Origin of the sequence: Mycobacterium sp. UM_Kg1 (genome assembly GCF_000972925.1) — a bacterium.
Taxonomy (GTDB): domain Bacteria; phylum Actinomycetota; class Actinomycetes; order Mycobacteriales; family Mycobacteriaceae; genus Mycobacterium; species Mycobacterium hiberniae.
The window spans coordinates 1-18,364 of record NZ_JRMK01000090.1; the positions used below are offsets into that span (position 1 = coordinate 1).

Below are 18,364 nucleotides of genomic sequence, written 5' to 3' on the forward strand. Positions count from 1 at the left end.
CCGGCTGGTCGTCACCAGCCGCTCCATCGTCGAAGTCGACCCACCGGCTCCGGACCTTTACCAGGGACCGTCCGCGCGAGCGCCGTGGGAGAACGCGCGTCCCGTCGGCGCCGACGGCGCGCTGGCCACCGAGTTCACCCTCGACCTTCAGCCGCCCGAGATCACCGACGAGGTACGTGCTTACGCCGCGCCGAGTTTCGTCGCCGGAAGGCCGCTGATCGAGGTGCTGCGCGACCTGACGTCTCGGATCTTCACCGACTTCACCTACCGGTCCGGGTCGACGACGGTATCCACCCAGGTCAATGAGGTTTTGGCGGTGCGGGAGGGGGTATGTCAAGACTTCGCGCGGCTGGCGATCGCCTGCCTGCGCGCCAACGGTCTGGCCGCCAGCTACGTCTCCGGGTACTTGGCGACCGACCCGCCTCCGGGAAAGGAACGAATGGTGGGAGTGGACGCGACGCACGCCTGGGCGTCGGTGTGGACACCGCAGAACGTGTGGTTGGGCCTGGACCCGACCAACAATCAGATGGTCGACGAACGTTACGTGACGGTCGGATTCGGTCGCGACTACGCCGATGTGCCGCCGCTGCGCGGCATCATCTACACGGACTCCGAGAGCAGCGTGATCGACGTGTCGGTCGACGTCGCCCCGTATACCGGGGGAATCCTCCGTGCGTGACTTCATCTGCCCCAATTGCGGGCAACGGCTGTCGTTCGAGAACTCGTTGTGTCTGAACTGCAAGAGCGCGCTGGGCTTTTCGCTCGACGACATGGCGCTGCTGGTGATTGCGCCCGCCGAGGAGAGCGAACACGCGGGCGCCGTCGACGAGGGCCAGTTCCAGCTGTGCGCGAATCTGCATCTGGCCGAATGCAACTGGCTGGTCGAGAAGGGTCCGATCCCCAAGCTGTGTGTGTCGTGTGCATTGACCCGGACCCGCCCGAGCGACGCCGACCCCGTCGCACTGGCGGCGTTCGCCGCCGCAGAGCGGGCCAAGCGCCGGCTGATCGCCGAACTGCATGAGCTCAGGCTGCCGATCGTCGGCCGCGACGTCGACCCGCAGTTCGGCCTGGCCTTCGATCTGTTGTCCAGCCAGTCCGAGAAGGTGTTCACCGGCCACGAGGACGGCGTTATCACCCTGGATCTCGCCGAGGGCGACGACGTCCACCGCGAGCAGTTGCGGATCTCGATGGACGAGCCGTACCGGACCCTGCTTGGGCACTTCCGCCACGAGATCGGTCACTACTACCAATACCGGCTGATCGGGACCTCGCAGGACTATCTGCGGCGCTACCACGAACTGTTCGGCGACCCGGAGGCCGACTACCAGGCCGCGCTGGACCGGCACTACAGCGAAGGGGCGCCTCCGGGCTGGGAAAACGACTACGTCTCGTCGTACGCCACCATGCACCCCGCCGAGGACTGGGCCGAGACGTTCGCGCACTACCTGCACATCCGCGACACCCTCGACACCGCGGCCGCGTTCGGCTTCGCGCCGGCCACCGCGACCTACGAGCGCAAGGTACTGGGCCCCAGCAGTTTCGACACGATGATCGACCAGTGGCTGCCGCTGTCTTGGGCGCTGAACCAGTTGAACCGGTCGATGGGCAAGGACGACATATACCCGTTCGTGCTTCCGCCACCGGTGCTGGAGAAGATGCGGTTCATCCACACGGTGATCGACGAGATCACCTCCAACCCGGCGAAGCTGGCCCAGGTCGGCGCGCCGGTCGACGCCCAGAGCCAGCAGCTCGGCTAGGTGCTGCACCCGAGGTTGCGGATCGATTCGCAGTGTCTACGTGACGTAGGGCAGCGGTACCCGATCGCCCACTTCACCGTTGGCGTCACGCAGCGCCGGCGCGGCCAGCCCTTCCCGCAGCAGCCAGCGGGCGAGTTCGAGCGTTGACGCGATCTCGTCGTCGGTGATGCGCAGGCCGTCGGGTTGCTGGCGTAGCGCGATCACGCCGTTCCAGGCCCCCCACAGGTAGTGCGTCAGTCGCAGCGAGTCGACCGGTCGGGCCTCACCCGCGGCGATGGCGTTGTCGATCTGCGCGGCGTAGTTGCGCAGCAGGGCGCCGACGCGGTCGCGGATGCGGGCCTCGGTCTCGTCGTCGCCGGACAGCGGTTCTGCGCCCGGGCTGCGGTAGGCCAGGAATTGGAAGGCGCCGGGATGCTCGAGGTGAAAGCGCAGGTAGGCGTCGCCGCCGGCCAGCACCCGCTGCAGTGGGGTCAGCGACGGGTCTTCGCTGCGGGCCATGTAGTCGGTGAACAGCTCCAGTGCCCGATCCACCAGTTGCAGGTAGAGCCCGCGTTTGCCGTTGAAGTGGCCGTAGATGGATCCGACGGAGACATCGGCGAGCACCGCGATCTCTTCGATGCGGGCGGCGCCGTAGCCGGATCGACTGAACACGATTTCGGCGGCGTCCAGGATGGCGCCCCGGGTGCGGGCCCGGCGCCGGTCGGCCCGCGCCGCGGCCGGCGGGGCAGCAGGAGGGACGGGGTCGACGGGCATCGGCCCAGGATAGGCCACCACCGGAAAATTTCAACGGGATTCAAAAACTGAAAACACTTACAAAAACTATTACGAACTGGCATTCTCCTGCTATGCCTGAGTACACAGACGTGGTTATCGTCGGCAGTCGCTGCGCCGGTTCGGCCGCTGCCGTCGCGCTCGCCCGCCGGGGCCGTGCGGTGATCGCCCTCGACAGCGCCGCCTTTCCCTCCGACACCTTGTCCACCCACCTGCTGTTCACCCACCACTGGGCCGAGGTGGAGCGCATCGGCGCCACCGAGCGGGTGCTCGAACTGGGCGCCCCGCTGCACACCCGCGCCGGACTCGGGGCGCCCGGCGTGGAGACCGTCGGCCCGTCGAGCACCTACGAGGGCTTCTCCGCCGGGGCGTGTATCCGCCGTCCCGGATTCGACCTGGCCCTGGTGGAGACCGCCCGCGCCGCCGGAGCCGAGGTCCGCGAGCACGTCCGGGTCACCGATCTGCTGCGCGATCCCAACGGGCGGGTCCGCGGGGTGCGGTACAAGCAGCGCAACGGCGTCACCGGGGAGATCACCGCGAAACTGGTCATCGGCGCCGACGGGCGACGGTCCACCGTCGCGCGCCTGGTCGGCACCCGCGAGCACCACAGCTGGGACAACCAGCGCATGATGGCCTTCGCCTACTTCGAGGACGCCCAGCCCGAGAGCCGGCACGTGGCCATGCAGTGGCGCTCCGAGGACGACCTGGTGACCGTCTTCCCCTGCGACGGCGGGCAACTGGTGGCGCTGCAGATGCCACCGGTGCGCCGCGCCGACGAGTACCGCGCGGACCGATCGGCGGCCTTCGCGGCGACCATCGAACGCATTCCGCCCTATGCCGAGCGGCTGCGCGGCTGCACCCAGGTCAGCAACGTCTACGTCTCTTATCACCATCCGTCCTTCTTTCGGCACTCCCACGGTCCCGGCTGGGCGCTGGCCGGCGACGCGGGGCACTTCAAGGATCCGGTGACCGCGCAGGGCATCCGCGACGCGCTGCGCTTCGGGCGGCTGCTCGGCGAGGCCGCCGCTCCCTGCCTGGACGATCCCGCCAAGCTGGACCGGGCGCTGGCCCGGTGGGAGTTCGACCGGGACGCGCAATGTCTGGCCATGTATCAGTGGGCGAATTCGCTGGGGCGCGACGACGTCGTCTCGCCGATCGAGTTCGCCGCCTACCGGTGGTTCGCCGCCCGGCCGGACGGATTCACCGAAGTCGCCGATGTCTTCAACCGCATCGCCTCACCGCAGCAGGTGTTCTCGCCGGCCAACGTGGTGCGCTGGACCGTCGCGGCGGCCCGCGATCCGCACGTCGACAATCGCCAGCTGTGGCGAACGCTGCGCCGCGACCTGCGCCGTGAGGCCGAGCGCATGGTCGAGAAGCGCAAGTTCACCCAGCGGCGCGCGGCGTCGGCGCGGCTCCCTTTCACCCCCGCCGCATCCGGCGATCGCGACCCGGTTCAGGCCTAGCGACAGCGGCCACCGATCGGCCGGCCGTGCCGTTCGTCGACTGCGCTGCTGCAGGCCAGAGCGCCGCCCGGGCGGCCCCGGCGAACCGTCTACCCGTCCGGCCGAGAAATTGCAAGGGTTATGTGACTAGAACCGTCGAATTGATCGGCTGCAGCGTCTTAATTTCTTATTCAACCCTAATACCTGCGTCGATCACAAGTTTGCCCCAACGCGCTAATCGCCAGTTAGAAGGATGTAACAAGAGTTGCTATGGCGCGGGGATCGGCGTGTTTCACCGCTCTGACGTGGGGTTTTTGGGATTTGCCTGCGACCTCGATCACAATAATTAGGACATTTTTCTGTAACTTCGATTTAACCGCTACGATCGACCAGACGCCCTGCCTCGGCAACCCGGTTCGTCCGGATCCGCTGCGACCGCTGCGGGGGTGTGAGCAGTGACGAGACGAACTGAGCGGATACGAACCGTGGTCGATTGGAGCGATGTGGACGACGTGCCGGCATATAGATTGGCCAACTCTGGATCCCGCTTCGCCAACGCCGTGAACCTGGACCGCGGCCCCATCGGCGGCCTCGCCGTCACCCCCGACGGCCGGCGCCTGCTGGCCACCAACTACAGCGACGACACCGTCTCGATCATCGACACCGCCTCCCGCCGCGTCGTGGGCACAGTTGCACAGGCCGGCGAGGCCTACGCGGTTGCCGCCGGCTCGGCGGCCAGCGGCTGGGCCTATGTCACCGCCGGTTCCATCGACCTGGACGCCGTCCTGGTGATCGACATCGCCACCGCGGAAATCACCGGGTGCTACCCCGCGGCCATGAACATCGGCGACCTGGTCGCCGACCCGACCAGCAGCCGCGTCTACCTGACCCGCACCGGCCCCGCCGGGGTGGATGTGCTCGCGCTCGACGCCGCACTGCGCCCCGCCGGATCGGTCGGCCTGTCCGGGCACCCCGCCGCCGCGCCGGTGGGCCTGCGGATCAGCGCTGACGGCCGCCGGCTGTATGCCGGGCTGCGTGCGCCCAGCGGCGACACCATCACCGTGCTGGACCAGGATCTGCGCGTCGTCGACACCATCCGGGTCGGCGCCAGCATCACCGACTTCGCCGTCAGCCCCGACGGGGCCCGCCTCTACGTGGCGACCTCCGGGCCCGACGGTCGGGGCAGTGTCCACCTCGTCGACGCCCGCACCCACGCGGTGTGCTCCAGCCGCGCCGTCGAAGCCCGGCTCATCCAGCTGGTCGCCAGCCGTGACGGCCAGCGGGTGTACCTGGTGACCGAGGACGCCGTGGTGGTGTTGTGTGCCCGTACCAACGAGACGCTCGGCAGGCTGACCGGCATCGCCGAGCCGTCCTGCGTCGCGGAGAGCCCGGACGGCACCCGGCTTTGGGTTGCCGGGTTCGACGGCAAGGTGCGCGCCGCGTCACTGGCCGACCTGCCGGCACCGTCGGCGTCGCTGCACGAGCAGCTCGAACTCGACGACGCCGTCACCCGGATGCTGCAACTGGAACCCGCGCTGTAACCCACGCCGCAGCCGGAATCGCGCCGTGATCGAATAGGCCGATGCGCAGCACCATGCAGCACTGGCCGCTGACGGTCGGTGCCATCTTGCACCACGTCACCACTGTCCACGGCGACCGCACCGTCACCAGCGTGACCGACGGCGGCTACCGCGTCACCACCTATCGTGAGCTGGGCCGGCAGGTGGCCCGGCTGGCCAACGCGCTGCGGCGCGTCGGGGTCACCGGTGACGAGCGGGTGGCCACCTTCATGTGGAACAACACCGAGCACCTGGCCGCCTACCTGGCGGTCCCGGCCATGGGCGCCGTGCTGCACACGCTCAACATCCGGCTCTTCGCCGAGCAGATCGTCTTCGTCGCCGATGAAGCCCAGGACCAGGTGATCCTGGTCGACGCCTCCCTGGTGTCGCAGCTGGCGCCGGTGCTGCCGCAGCTGCCGAGCGTGCACACCGTGATCGTCGTCGGCGAAGGCGACACCGTAGCGTTGGCGTCCGCCGGCAAGACCGTGCTGGACTACCACGCGCTGCTGGCCGCCGAGCCCGACGAATTCGACTGGCCGGTTCTCGACGAGAACTCGGCGGCCGCCATGTGCTACACCAGCGGCACCACCGGCAACCCCAAGGGTGTGGTGTACAGCCATCGTTCCAGCTATCTGCACGCCATGGCCGGGTGCACCACCAACAGCACCGCGATCGGCTCGATCGACTGCGTCCTGCCGATCGTGCCGATGTTCCACGCCAACGCCTGGGGGCTGCCGTATTCGGCGCTGATGGCCGGCGCGGACCTGGTGATGCCCGACCGGCATCTGGACGCCGAGTCGCTGGTCGGCCTCATCGAGTCGCAGCGGGCCACGGTGGCCGGTGCGGTGCCGACGATCTGGAACGACATCATGCACTTCCTGGAGCGCGAACCCGACCACGACATCTCGTCGCTGCGGATGGTGGCCTGCGGGGGTTCGGCGGTCCCGGTCTCGCTGATGCAGGCGTTCGAGCAGCGCCACGGCGTGCAGATTCGGCAACTGTGGGGCATGACCGAGCCCTCGCCGATGGCCACCATGGCGTGGCCGCCGCCGGGCACCCCGCCGGAGCAGCACTGGGCGCTGCGGGGCACCCAGGGCCGGCCGGTGTGCGGTGTGGAGACCCGCATCGTCGACGACGAGGACCGGGTGCTGCCTCACGACGGCGAGTCGGTCGGCGAACTGGAAGTGCGCGGGGCATGGATCACCGGCGCCTACTACCGCGGCCAGGATGACGCCAAGTTCGCCTCGGGCTGGTTGCGCACGGGCGACGTGGGCCGTATCGACCCGCAGGGGTTCATCACGCTGACCGACCGGGCCAAGGACGTCATCAAATCCGGCGGCGAGTGGATCTCCTCGGTGGAACTGGAGAACGAACTGATCGCGCACCCCGACGTGGTCGAGGCCGCCGTGGTGGGGGTGCCCGACGAACGCTGGCAGGAGCGGCCGCTGGCCGTCGTGGTGCGCCGCGACGGCACCGGGGTCAGCGGTGCCGATCTGCGAAAGTTCCTGACCGACAAAGTTGCCCGCTGGTGGCTGCCGGAGCGCTGGACGTTCGTCGAGGCGATCCCGCGGACCAGCGTCGGCAAGTACGACAAGAAGACCATTCGGGCCCGGTACGCCGAAGACCAATATCAGGTGAGCGAGGTGCGTGACTGATGAGCCTGCGTGTCATTCAATGGGCAACCGGAGGAGTCGGCGTCGCCGCCATCAAGGGCGTGCTCGAGCATCCCGATCTGGAGTTGGTCGGCTGCTGGGTGCACTCGGAGTCCAAGAGCGGCAAGGACGTCGGGGAGATCATCGGCACCGGACCGGTGGGGGTGACGGCCACCGACCGCGTCGACGACGTGCTGGCCCTCGACGCCGACGCGGTGATCTACGCGCCGCTGCTGCCCAACCCCGATGAGGTTGCCGCACTGCTGCGTTCGGGAAAGAACGTCATCACCCCGGTCGGCTGGTTCTACCCGACCGAGAAGGAGGCGGGCCCGCTGGAGGCCGCCGCACGGGAGGGCAACGTGACCCTGCACGGCGCCGGCATCGGGCCCGGCGCCGCCACCGAACTGTTCCCGCTGCTGCTGTCGGTGATGTCCACCGGCGTGACGTTCATTCGCGGCGAGGAGTACTCGGACCTGCGCACCTACGACGCCCCGGACGTGCTGCGGTACGTGATGGGCTTCGGCGGCACCCCCGACCAGGCCCTGAGCGGCCCGATGCAGAAGCTGCTCGACGGCGGGTTCCGGCAGTCGGTGCGTTTGTGCGTGGACCGGCTGGGATTCGCCGCCGACGAACACATCCGCTCCTCGCAGGAGGTGGCGGTGGCCACCGCACCCATCGAATCCCCGATCGGCACCATCGAAGCCGGCCAGGTCGCCGGCCGCCGGTTCCACTGGGAAGCCACCGTCGGCGAGCAGGTGGTGGTCCGGGTCACCGTCAACTGGCTGATGGGCGAGCAGCACCTCGACCCGCCCTGGACTTTCGGGCCGGCGGGCGAGCGCTACGAGATGGAGGTGCGGGGCAATCCCGACACCTTCGTCACCGTCAAGGGCTGGCAGCCCGAGACCGTCGAAGCCGGCCTGGTCAGCAACCCGGGCATCGTGGCGACCGCGGCGCACTGCGTCAACGCCGTCCCGGCGACCTGCGCGGCCCCGCCCGGCATCGCCGGGTTCTTCGACCTGCCGCCGCTGACCGGCCGAGCCGCACCGCACCTGGCCCGCTGAGCTCATCGTGTGTCGACTATTCGGGCTGCACGCAGGGACCGACGTCGTCACCGCCACGTTCTGGCTGCTCGACGCCCCCGACAACCTGGCCGCGCAGAGCCGGCGCAACCCGGACGGCACCGGCATCGGAGTCTTCGACGCCAATGCCGTACCCCACCTGTACAAAGAGCCGATAGCGGCATGGCGCGACGCCGCATTCGCCACCGAGGCGCACGAGCTGACCGGGACCACCTTCATCGCGCACGTGCGCTACGCCACCACCGGCGAGCTCGACGTCGCCAACAGTCACCCGTTTCTTCAGGACGGGCGGATCTTCGCGCACAACGGCGTCCTGCATGGCCTCACCACCGTCGAAGCGCGGCTTCACGAACTCGGCACAGCGGATCTGGTTGCGGGACAAACCGATTCCGAGCGGGTCTTCGCGCTGATCACCGGCTACATCCGAGCCCATGACGGCGACATCGGGGCGGGTCTGCGCGAGGCGGTCGGCTGGCTGGCGGACACCGTGCCCATCTATGCGCTCAACATCCTGCTGAGCACGGCCACGCAGATGTGGGCGCTGCGCTACCCCGAGACCCACCAGCTGTACCTGTCAGACCGCCGCGAGCCGGCAGCACCGGGCGAACTGGACCTGCAGACCCACCGCATCCGGGCGCACTCCGAGCAGTTGCGCGGCCGCCCGGCGGTCGTCTTCGCCAGCGAGCCCATGGACGCCGACCCCCGCTGGCGCCTGATCGATTCCGGCGAGCTGGTCCATGTCGATGCGGACCTGACCATCACCACCGAGCGGGCCTTCCCGGATCCGCCCGCCCGGCAACTGCGCCGGAAAGATCTGACCGTATTCGCCGAGGAGGCCCAACACCCTTGGAAGACTGGGAGATGACCGACAAGCGTGCGCTGGTACTCGGCGGTGGTGGGCTGGCGGGCATCGCCTGGGAAACGGGGGTGCTGTGCGGAATCGCCGACGAGTCACCCGCCGCGGCCAAGGCTCTGCTGGAATCTGCGGTGCTGGTGGGCACTTCGGCCGGATCGGCGGTGGCCGCCCAACTCGGCAGCGGGATGGCGCTGGAGGAACTGTTCGCCCGGCAACTGGCGGACACCACCTCGGAGATCGACCCCGGCGTCGAGACCGACGCGCTGACCGAGCTGTTCATGGCGGCGATCACCGAACCCAACACCACCACCGAGCAGAAGCTGCAAGGCATCGGTGCGGTCGCCCTGGCGGCCCAGACCGTCGCCGCACCGGTGCGCAGGGCCATCATCGCCGACCGTCTGCCGTCACACGAGTGGCCGCAACGAGCGCTGCGGATCACCGCTATCGACATCGACACCGGGACGCTGACCGTCTTCGACCGTGACTCCGGGGTGGACCTCGTCGACGCGGTGGCGGCCAGTTGCGCGGTGCCGGGCGCCTGGCCCCCGGTGGTGCTCGGGACGCGCCGCTACATGGACGGCGGCGTGCGCAGCACGATCAACCTGGACGTGGCCGCCGACTGCGACGAAGCGGTGCTGCTGGTACCGGCAGGCGGCGGCGTGGGCGCCGAGATCGCGGCGTTCGCCGGTCGCGTCTGCGCGGTATTGGCCGACGACACCGCCGCGCGCGCCTTCGGCAACCCGCTCGACCCGGCGTGCCGGGCACCCTCGGCGCGGGCCGGGCGTGAACAAGGCCGCCGCCAGGCCCAGGCGGTCGCCGAATTCTTGGAGATCTAAAGCGATTTCGCACCGTCAAGCGCACCGGCAGCCAGTTGCCGGCCCACCTCGATCAGCTCGGCGGCACGATGGAAGTCCAAGCTGCGGCAGGCCGAGCGGGGCACCTCGATGAGCAGGTCGGGCGGATGTGACGCCAGCTGATGGCGGGCCAGCGCAGCCTGGGCGATATCGATGGTCCGGTTCATCACCTCGAAGCTGCCCAGTTTGGGCACCTCGGCGGCGGAGTCCTCGCTGTCGTCGGGTTCGGCCTCGCCGCTGCTGAACCGGTCCAGGACCGCCCGTGCGGTCGGCCGGTCCAGCAACGACCGCACCCCCGTGGTGTCCAGCAGCGCAGACGTGCTGCGCAGCACCCGCGTCAACCGGCCGGCGGGCGCGCCGCTCTCGGTCTCCTCTGCGGTCGGGGCGGCGACGGCCGGATCGCCCCCGCTGAGGCTCACCGCCAGCGTCAGATCGGCGTTGACGGCGCTCAGCGGAGCGATCGGCAGGGGGTCGAGGATGCCGCCGTCGGCCAGCAGGCGCCCGTCGACCACGTGCGGTGCGATCACCCCGGGGATCGCGATCGAGGCCCGGATGGCGGTGTCGAGCGGGCCGCGCTGCAACCAGACGGATCGGCCGGTGATCAGATCGGTGGCCACAGCGGTATAGGGAATCGGCAGGTCTTCGATGGCGATGTCACCCAGGATGTCGCGGACCACCTCGAGGAACTTGCCGGCGCGCAGCACTCCGGCGGCGGTGAAGGACGGATCCAGCAGGCGCAGCACCGCGCCCTGCGTCAGTGACGTGGCCCATTGCGTGAACTCGTCGAGGTGACCGGCTGCCTGCACGGCGCCCACCAGCGCGCCCATCGAGGACCCGGCGATGCCGATGACGTCGTAGCCGCGCTCCTGCAGTTCGGCGATCACCCCGATGTGGGCGTACCCGCGCGCGCCGCCGCTGCCCAGCACCAGAGCCACCCGGGGAGCTCGGCCCGCCCGGGAGTCCGCAGCAGAGGTCATGTGCACCATTCTGCGGGCAAAGCGGCCTCCGCGCTTTGCCTCAGTGCGATTGCAACCGGTCGGTGTCGGGCAAACGTGCAGCTTAGAGCCGCTAAGCGGGACCGAGCGGGTGCCAGGCCGCGTCCACGGCCTGCGACGGCCCGATGCGTGCCGCGTCGCGCCCGCCTAGCATGGCCGCTGTGATGGTGCACGGGGGATTCCAGGGCTGTTGTTGCCGCAGCTGACGCTGCCGGCCCCTGTCGTAGATCCCACCCCATCCGTTTCTGGAGTACTCACATGGTTACCGCTGAACCCCTCGCACTGCGGCGCCCGGCGGCCCCGTCACGCTCGCTGCGCCTGCCGGACCTGCTGCAGACCACCGACCTGGCCGCCGACGCGGTGCTGCAGGGCCGCTACAACCACCTGCTGCCCGCCTCCGGGCTGCCCGAGGACCACCGCTGGTTCGCCCGCATTCACGGCGACGAGCGGCTCGACATCTGGCTGATCAGCTGGGTACCGGGCCACGCCACCGAACTGCACGACCACGGCGACTCGCTCGGCGCGCTGACCGTGCTCTCCGGTGCGCTCGATGAATTCCATTGGGACGGAGATAAGTTGGCGCAACGGCGGCTTGTCGCCGGCGACCAGGCGGCGTTCACCCGCGGCTGGGTGCACGATGTCGTCTGGGCCCCGCCGGCCCCGCTCGAGCCGGCCGCCCCGACGCTGAGTGTGCACGCCTACTCGCCGCCCCTGGTGCAGATGTCCTACTACAACGTCGCGCCCGACAACACGTTGCGCCGGCAGCGCACCGAGCTCACCGAACATCCGGAGGCGTCGTGAGCACCACGCAGGTGAGCAGCCGCATCGACCGGGTGCTGGAGGCCGCCCGCGCCCGGCTGCACCGGATCACCGCGGCCGAGGTGCCCGCCGAGCTGCGGGCCGGCGGCTACCTCGTCGACATCCGGCCGGCCGCACAGCGCGCCCGGGAAGGACAGGTGCCCGGGGCGCTGGTGATCGAACGCAACGTGCTGGAGTGGCGCTGCGACCCGACGAGCGATGCGCGGCTGCCGCAGGCGGTCGACGACGACGTGCGGTGGATCATCCTGTGCTCGCAGGGCTACACCTCGAGCCTGGCCGCGGCCGCATTGCTGGATCTGGGCCTGCACCGCGCCACCGATGTCGTCGGCGGCTACCAGGCCCTGGCCGCGGCCGGGCAGTTGGTGCGGCCCGCCGACGAGTGGTCCGCCGACGCGTTAGGCATCGGAGCGCAGCAGGGGGCGGAGCCGTTCGGTTTTGTCGGGAGTCCACGCCGCTGGATGTAGGATCGCCGCCCACGCATCGGCGATATCGGCGACATAGCTGTGCCCATGCCCGGCGGGAACGTGGATAGCCACCGCCATATCCGCGGAGACCTGCAGAAACGTCACGATCGGGGTCCAGTGCACCTGCGGCAGCACGTCGTAGCCGCGCGGCTCTTTGAGCCAGTCCGGCCGTTTGTACAGCAGGTCGGGATGCCACCAGGCGATCGGGTCGGAGGCGTGCTGCAGATACACCACCCGCGGTGAATCCGTCGACCACGGGCCGGGGCGGTCCAGATCTTGCGGTCGAGCGACGAAGCGCACGGCCGCGCCGTCGTGGTAGATCGGCAGCCATTGTGGCGACCCCGGATCGCGGTTGACGGTCAGGTCCTTCCAGATGGTGTTCTGAAAGGTCGGCCCGGTGAACAGTGCACCGTCGGTACGGGCCAGCACGTTGTTCAGGCTCATAAAGGAGGCCTCGGCGCCGAACGAGCCCAGACTCTCGCCGAACACCACCAGCTTGGGCCGACGGTTCTCCGGCAGGGCCCGCACCTTCTTGTCGACGGCTTCGAACAGGGCCTGGCCGGCCTGGCGGGCGTTCTCCCGGTCCACCAGAAACGACAGCCAGCTGGGCAGGAACGAATACTGCATGCTCACCGTGGCGATGTCGCCGTTGTACATGTACTCCAGGGCAGTGGCCTGCGCTTCGTTGATCCAGCCGGTTCCGGTGGTGGTGGCCACCGCCACCACGGCGCGCGCCAGGCCGCCGGTGCGGGCCAGTTCGGCGGCCGCGAGCTCTGCGGTCGCTTTGATCCCGTCGGCGGAGTTCAGGCCGGCGTACGCCCGGATCGGTTCGACGGCCGGTGCACCGTTGAACTCGCTGAGCTGGGCCACGGTCGGCCCGTTGGCCACGAAGATGCGGCCCTGATGGCCCAGCGACGCCCAGGACACCAGCGACTCCGGCCCGCCGGAGCGTAACCCCGTCGACGGCGCCGCCCGGTCCGGGCTGGTCTCCTCGTTGATTGCCCCGAAGGTGCTGTTCATGGCGTTCATCGCGGCTTTGAGAACCACGCCGTTGAGCACCGCCACCAACAGCACCATCAGCAACGACACCGCGACCACCGCCGAGACCCGGGGCGGCGCGACGCGCTCGAGCTGGCGCATCAGAAAGCGGATCAGCATTCTGATCACCTGGCCGATCTCGACCAGAACGAACAGCGTCACCACCGCTATCGCGCCGGCCTGCGGGTAGTTGTACCAGGTCAGCCGCGGCACGCCCATCAGGTCGCGCATCTGGTCCTGCCAGCCGTGGATGGTCCACACCACCCAGATGTGCACGGCCGTCGCGGTGGGCACCAGCACCAGCCAGGCCCACCGCGGCGGCGGGGGACTGGTGTCCTTGGAGGCCATGAAGCGCACCAGCCAGACACTGAAGACCCCCAGCGCGTAGCCGCCCGCACCGGAGCTGCCGCTGACCAGACCCTGGAAGAGCGGCCCGCGGGGCAGCAGCGACGGCGTCAGCGACAACCACAGGAAGACCAGGCCCACGACGGTGCCGGTGAACGTGTAATGCCGGGCCCACCACGGCGGGCGCGCCGTCACTACCGAGGTCGTGGTGGCCGGCGCGCTCATCGCAGGTCGATCAGCGGTGGGTGAAGTTCGGGGGACGCTTCTCGGTGAACGCCGCCATGCCCTCGGTCTGGTCGTCGGTGGCGAACGCCGAATGGAACAGCCGGCGCTCGTAGAGCAGTCCCTCGGCCAGCGTGGACTCAAAGGCCCGGTTCACCGCCTCCTTGGCCATCCGGGCGGCCGACAGGCTCATCCCGGCGATGGTGGCGGCGACCTTGCCCGCCTCGGCAAGCAGGTCGTCGGCCGGAACCACGCGTGACACCAGACCGGAGCGTTCGGCTTCGGCGGCGTCGATGGTGCGGCCGGTCAGGATCAGATCCATCGCCTTGGCCTTGCCGATGGCCCGGGTCAGTCGCTGGGAGCCGCCCATGCCGGGCAGCACACCCAGCTTGATCTCCGGCTGGCCGAACTTCGCGGTGTCGGCGGCGATCACCAAATCGCACATCATCGCCAGTTCGCAGCCGCCGCCCAGGGCGTGCCCGGCCACCGCGGCGATGGTGGGGGTGCGCACCGCGGCCAGCTTGGACCAGGCGGCGAAGAAGTCGGCGGCGAACACGTCGGCGAAGCTCAGGTCGGCCATCTCTTTGATGTCCGCACCCGCGGCGAACGCCTTGGCGTTGCCGGTGATGATGATCGCCCCGATACCCGGGTCGGCGTCGAAAGCGGCGGCGGCGGTAGTGACTTCGTGCATCACCTGGCTGTTGAGGGCGTTGAGCGCCTGCGGCCGGTTCAAGGTGATGGTCCCGACACGGCCGTCGCGGTCGACGAGGATGGTCTCGTAGGTCTGCGCTGTCACGGTGGCTCCTTACAGGGATGGGTTAGAAGGTCAGGTCGGGGTCGGCCGAGACGAAGTACGCGTCGATGTCGGCGGGGGTCACCTCGGCCAGGGTGGCCGGTGCCCACTGCGGATTGCGGTCCTTGTCGACCAGCTGGGCGCGGATGCCCTCCACCAGGTCGTGGGTGCGCAGCGACGCGCACGACACCCGGAACTCCTGGACCAGCCCCTCTTCCAGGCCGGCGAGCCGTCCCGCGCGGCGCACCGCCTCCAGCGTCACCGCGCACGCCACCGGAGACCGGGTGCCGATCAGTTCGGCGGCGGCGTTGGCGTCGGGGCTGGCGTGGCCGGCCAGTGCTTCCACAATCTCGGCGACGGTGTCGTGGGCGTAGCACTCGTCGATCCAGTCGCGCTGCGCGGCAAGCTGACTGGCCGGCGGCTCGGCGGCGTATGCGGCGAGGGCGCTGTCCACCCCGTCGGCGACGATCGCTGCGGTGAAGGACTCCAGCTGCGCATGGGGCACATAGTGGTCGGCGAAGCCCAGGGCGATGGCGTCCGGCCCGGAAAACGGTGCCCCGGTCAGCGCCGCGTGCAGGCCGAGCTGGCCGGGGGCACGCGAGAGCAGATAGGTGCCGCCGACGTCCGGGATGAATCCGATACCGACTTCGGGCATCGCCATCTTGGTGGTGTCGGTGACGACCCGGGTGTTGGCGTGTGCCCCGACGCCGACGCCGCCGCCCATCACGATGCCGTCCATGATCGACACGTAGGGCTTGGGGAAGCTGCCGATCTGCGCGTTGAGCAGGTACTCGTCGTACCAGAACTTCCGAGCCTGGGCGCCGTCGGCTTTGGCGCTGTGGTAGATCGCCACCACATCGCCGCCGGCACACAAACCGCGCTCGCCGGCCCCGCTGAGCACCACCGCCGTCACCTCGGGATCGTCGGCCCACGCGGTCAGTGCCGTGGTCATCGCGGTCACCATCGGCAGCGTCAGCGAGTTGATCGCCTTCGGGCGGTTGAGCGTCAGCAGACCGACGCCGTTGTCGACCCGGGTCAGGACCTCGTCAGATTCGCCTGTCACGCCTTCGCAATGTAGATCCTTGGGCGCGGTCGCTGCTGCGCGGGTAAGGTTTGGCCTCAGAACGGCCGGTTAGTCCGTTCGGGAACCCCAGCGGGTCGGGAGACGTTGACTCAGTATTCGTAACCCTTCGCTTTACAGCATGAAGAGAGGATCGGGACGGTGCGGGAGACCAGCAACCCGGTATTTCGTTCGTTGCCCAAACAACAGGGCGGCTACGCGCAGTTCGGCACCGGTATGGCCGGTGCCACCCAGCAGATGGGGCAGACCTACCAGGTCGACCCGTCACTGGCCTACCAGCGGGAAGTCGTCACTCGCCCGCTGACCATCGACGATGTCGTCACCAAGACCGGCATCACGCTCGGCGTGCTGAGCCTGTCGGCCATCGTCTCGTTCTTCCTGGTGGCCTCCAACCAGGCGCTGGCCGCCCCGCTGACCTTCATCGGCGCCTTCGGCGGTCTGGCCATGGTCATGATCGGCATGTTCGCCCGCAAGCAGGACAGCAAGGCCCTGGTGCTGAGCTACGCGGTGCTCGAGGGCATGTTCCTGGGTGCCATCTCCTTCGTGCTGACCGCGGTCACCGTCGGAACCAGTAACGCCGGCTCGTTGATCGGCCAGGCCGTGATGGGCACCTTCGGCGTGTTCGGCGGCATGCTCGTGGTCTACAAGACCGGCTCCATTCGGGTCACCCCGAAGTTCACCCGGATGATGGTGGGCGCCATGTTCGGCGTGCTGGCCCTGATGATCGGCAACCTGGTGCTGTCGATGTTCGGCGTCGGCGGCGGTGAGGGCCTGGGCCTGCGCAGCGGCGGCACCCTGTCCATCGTGTTCTCCCTGGTCTGCATCGGTATCGCGGCGTTCAGCTTCCTGATCGACTTCGACGCGGCCGACCAGCTGATTCGTGCCGGCGCGCCGGAGAAGGCCGCGTGGGGCATCGCGCTGGGCCTGACCGTCACCCTGGTCTGGCTGTACCTGGAGATCCTGCGGCTGCTCAGCTACTTCCAGAGCGAGTGACCGTCTAGCTCCACCCTCTAGCTCCACCCGTTGACTCTGCGCTGACCAGGCAAGCTACTCGCACTTTTGCCTGGTACGCGCAGAGTCAACTGCTATCTGGGCACCTGTCGGAGCGCGCTGGCAGCATGCCGGCATGACAGGCGAACCATTCCTCGGCAGCGAGGCACTGGCCGCCGGTGCGGTCACCTGGCACGAGCTCGCCAAGTACTACACGGCGCTCATGCCGAACGTCTACCTGGACAAACACGTCCCGCCCACGCTGCGCAGACGTACGCGCGCGGCGTGGCTCTGGACCCATCGACAGGGCGTCGTCAGCGGTCTGGCCGCTTCGGCGCTGCACGGCTCCGGCTGGATCGACGACCACGCGCCGGTCGAACTGATCTGGCGCAACGCCAGGGCGCCGAGCGGCGTCACGACCCGGGCGGACCTGCTCCTGGCCGGCGAGACGCAGCTGTGCGACGGGCTGCCGGTCACCACGGTGGAGCGCACCGCCTTCGACCTGGGCCGGCGCGGCCCCCTGCGTCAGGCGGTGGCCAGGCTCGACGCGCTGGCCCATGCCACGCATTTCAAGACCGACGACGTCGCCCGGCTGGCGGCGCGGCATCGTCACACCCGGGGTCTGCGCCAACTGGAAGCCGCCCTGTACCTCGCCGACGCCGGGGCGCAGTCACCGAAAGAGACCTGGCTGCGGCTGCTGCTCGTCGACGCCGGGTTCCCGCGGCCGGCGACGCAGATCCCCGTACTCGAGGACGGCTATCCGCGGTACTTCCTCGACATGGGGTGGGAGGACATCATGCTCGCGGTCGAATACGACGGCGACCAGCACCGCACCAGCCGCCCGCAGTTCGTCAAGGACGTCGAGCGTCTGGAATACCTGCGAGACGCCGGCTGGACCCACATCACGGTGCTCGCCGAACACCGTAGCCACGACGTGATCCACCGGGTCAGAAGTGCCTGGGATGCCCTACAACGCCGTTGACTCTGCGCTCACCAGGCGGGCTACTCGCACTTTTGCCTGGTAGGCGCAGAGTCAACGAAAAAACTAGGAGAGCCGCTCGACCACCATGGCCATGCCCTGGCCGCCGCCCACACACATGGTCTCCACGCCGAACTGCTTGTCGTGGGTGGCCAGGTTGTTCAGCAGGGTGGCGGTGATGCGGGCACCGGTCATACCGAACGGGTGCCCCAGGGCGATCGCCCCGCCGGAGACGTTCAGCTTGTCCTCGTCGATGCCCAGCTCGCGGGCCGAACCGAGCACCTGCACCGCGAAGGCCTCGTTGATCTCGAACAGGTCGATGTCGGAAATCGACATCTTGGCGTTGGCCAGCGCCTTCTTGACCGCCTCGATCGGGCCCAGGCCCATGATCTCCGGCGACAGACCCGACACCCCGGTGGACACGATCCGGGCCAGCGGCTTGAGCCCCAGCTCCTTGGCCTTGGTGTCGCTGGTGATGATCACCGCGGCGGCGCCGTCGTTCAGCGGGCAGGCGTTGCCGGCGGTGATCGTGCCGTTCGGCCGGAACACCGGCTTGAGCTGGCTGATCTTCTCGTAGGTGGTGCCGGCGCGCGGGCCGTCGTCCGTGCTCACGACGGTGCCGTCGGGCAGGGTGACCGGCGAGATCTCGCGCTGTCTCTTATACACAT

Annotated in this window: 17 protein-coding genes and 1 pseudogene; 12 read left to right on the forward strand and 6 right to left on the reverse strand. The window is 69.0% G+C overall.

The window, feature by feature from the left end:
- Together LI92_RS14310 and LI92_RS14315 are read left to right on the forward strand one after the other, a co-directional pair.
- The coding region (locus LI92_RS14310; protein WP_046319963.1) for a transglutaminase-like domain-containing protein at positions 1–679 on the forward strand (679 nt) is incomplete at its 5' end.
- Complete coding sequence (locus LI92_RS14315; protein WP_046319965.1) at positions 672–1,757, forward strand: zinc-binding metallopeptidase family protein; 1,086 nt, start codon at positions 672–674, stop codon at positions 1,755–1,757. The genes LI92_RS14310 and LI92_RS14315, both read left to right, overlap by 8 nt.
- 36 nt (positions 1,758–1,793) lie before the next feature.
- On the opposite strand, the gene LI92_RS14320 is transcribed toward LI92_RS14315, so the two are convergent.
- A complete protein-coding gene (locus tag LI92_RS14320) occupies positions 1,794–2,510 on the reverse strand; it encodes a TetR/AcrR family transcriptional regulator (protein ID WP_046319966.1) in 717 nt (238 codons plus the stop codon).
- 92 nt (positions 2,511–2,602) lie between these two features.
- On the opposite strand from LI92_RS14320, the gene LI92_RS14325 reads away from it, so the two are divergent.
- The 6 genes from LI92_RS14325 to LI92_RS14350 all read left to right on the forward strand — a co-directional run bounded on the left by LI92_RS14325 (position 2,603) and on the right by LI92_RS14350 (position 9,952).
- Complete coding sequence (locus LI92_RS14325) at positions 2,603–3,991, forward strand: NAD(P)/FAD-dependent oxidoreductase (protein WP_046319967.1); 1,389 nt, start codon at positions 2,603–2,605, stop codon at positions 3,989–3,991.
- A 464-nt stretch (positions 3,992–4,455) separates the two neighbouring features.
- Entirely contained in the window at positions 4,456–5,511 is a 1,056-nt protein-coding gene (locus tag LI92_RS14330; RefSeq protein WP_286135098.1) for a YncE family protein, read from the forward strand.
- 41 nt (positions 5,512–5,552) lie between these two features.
- Positions 5,553–7,184, forward strand: coding sequence for a long-chain fatty acid--CoA ligase (locus tag LI92_RS14335; RefSeq protein ID WP_046319969.1), 1,632 nt, complete (start codon positions 5,553–5,555; stop codon positions 7,182–7,184).
- On the forward strand, positions 7,184–8,242 hold the full coding sequence (locus LI92_RS14340; protein ID WP_046319971.1) for an NAD(P)H-dependent amine dehydrogenase family protein: 1,059 nt from the start codon (positions 7,184–7,186) through the stop codon (positions 8,240–8,242). The genes LI92_RS14335 and LI92_RS14340 overlap by 1 nt, the downstream gene beginning before the upstream one ends.
- Before the next feature lie 7 nt (positions 8,243–8,249).
- Positions 8,250–9,125, forward strand: a complete 876-nt coding sequence (locus LI92_RS14345) for a class II glutamine amidotransferase (RefSeq protein ID WP_046319972.1) — start codon at positions 8,250–8,252, stop codon at positions 9,123–9,125.
- Entirely contained in the window at positions 9,122–9,952 is an 831-nt protein-coding gene (locus LI92_RS14350) for a patatin-like phospholipase family protein (RefSeq protein ID WP_046319973.1), read from the forward strand. The genes LI92_RS14345 and LI92_RS14350 overlap by 4 nt, the downstream gene beginning before the upstream one ends.
- Here LI92_RS14350 and LI92_RS14355 read toward each other — a convergent pair.
- Positions 9,949–10,905 carry a patatin-like phospholipase family protein gene (locus LI92_RS14355; RefSeq protein ID WP_046319974.1) on the reverse strand — a complete coding sequence of 319 codons (957 nt, stop codon included), beginning with the start codon at positions 10,903–10,905 and terminating at the stop codon, positions 9,949–9,951. The two genes, LI92_RS14350 and LI92_RS14355, sit on opposite strands and share 4 nt — an antisense overlap.
- Positions 10,906–11,223: 318 nt before the next feature.
- On the opposite strand from LI92_RS14355, the gene LI92_RS14360 reads away from it, so the two are divergent.
- Positions 11,224–11,766, forward strand: a complete 543-nt coding sequence (locus LI92_RS14360) for a cupin domain-containing protein (RefSeq protein ID WP_046319975.1) — start codon at positions 11,224–11,226, stop codon at positions 11,764–11,766.
- Positions 11,767–11,777: 11 nt separating this feature from the next.
- Positions 11,778–12,146, forward strand: a pseudogene (locus tag LI92_RS14365) (rhodanese-like domain-containing protein); the annotation flags it as partial.
- Between the two features lie 33 nt (positions 12,147–12,179).
- On the opposite strand, the gene LI92_RS14370 reads toward LI92_RS14365, so the two are convergent.
- From LI92_RS14370 to LI92_RS14380, 3 genes are read right to left on the reverse strand one after another with little or no spacing between them, the layout of a single operon-like run.
- Positions 12,180–13,856, reverse strand: a complete 1,677-nt coding sequence (locus LI92_RS14370; protein WP_046319976.1) for an alpha/beta hydrolase — start codon at positions 13,854–13,856, stop codon at positions 12,180–12,182.
- A 10-nt stretch (positions 13,857–13,866) separates the two neighbouring features.
- Complete coding sequence (locus tag LI92_RS14375; RefSeq protein ID WP_046319977.1) at positions 13,867–14,649, reverse strand: enoyl-CoA hydratase; 783 nt, start codon at positions 14,647–14,649, stop codon at positions 13,867–13,869.
- Positions 14,650–14,671: 22 nt separating this feature from the next.
- Positions 14,672–15,709, reverse strand: a complete 1,038-nt coding sequence (locus tag LI92_RS14380) for an enoyl-CoA hydratase/isomerase family protein (protein ID WP_046319978.1) — start codon at positions 15,707–15,709, stop codon at positions 14,672–14,674.
- A gap of 159 nt (positions 15,710–15,868) precedes the next feature.
- Here LI92_RS14380 and LI92_RS14385 point away from each other — a divergent pair, with 159 nt between their 5' ends.
- Positions 15,869–16,720 (forward strand): Bax inhibitor-1/YccA family protein, encoded by an 852-nt coding sequence (locus LI92_RS14385; RefSeq protein ID WP_046319980.1) that lies wholly within the window; start codon positions 15,869–15,871, stop codon positions 16,718–16,720.
- Positions 16,721–16,853: 133 nt separating this feature from the next.
- Positions 16,854–17,699: a putative endonuclease domain-containing protein gene (locus LI92_RS14390; RefSeq protein ID WP_046319981.1), complete on the forward strand. Its 846-nt coding sequence runs from the start codon at positions 16,854–16,856 to the stop codon at positions 17,697–17,699.
- Positions 17,700–17,762: 63 nt separating this feature from the next.
- Here the strand turns inward: LI92_RS14390 and LI92_RS14395 are convergent.
- Positions 17,763–18,364 (reverse strand): acetyl-CoA C-acyltransferase (locus LI92_RS14395; protein WP_046319982.1); only part of this gene is annotated, 602 nt, incomplete at its 5' end.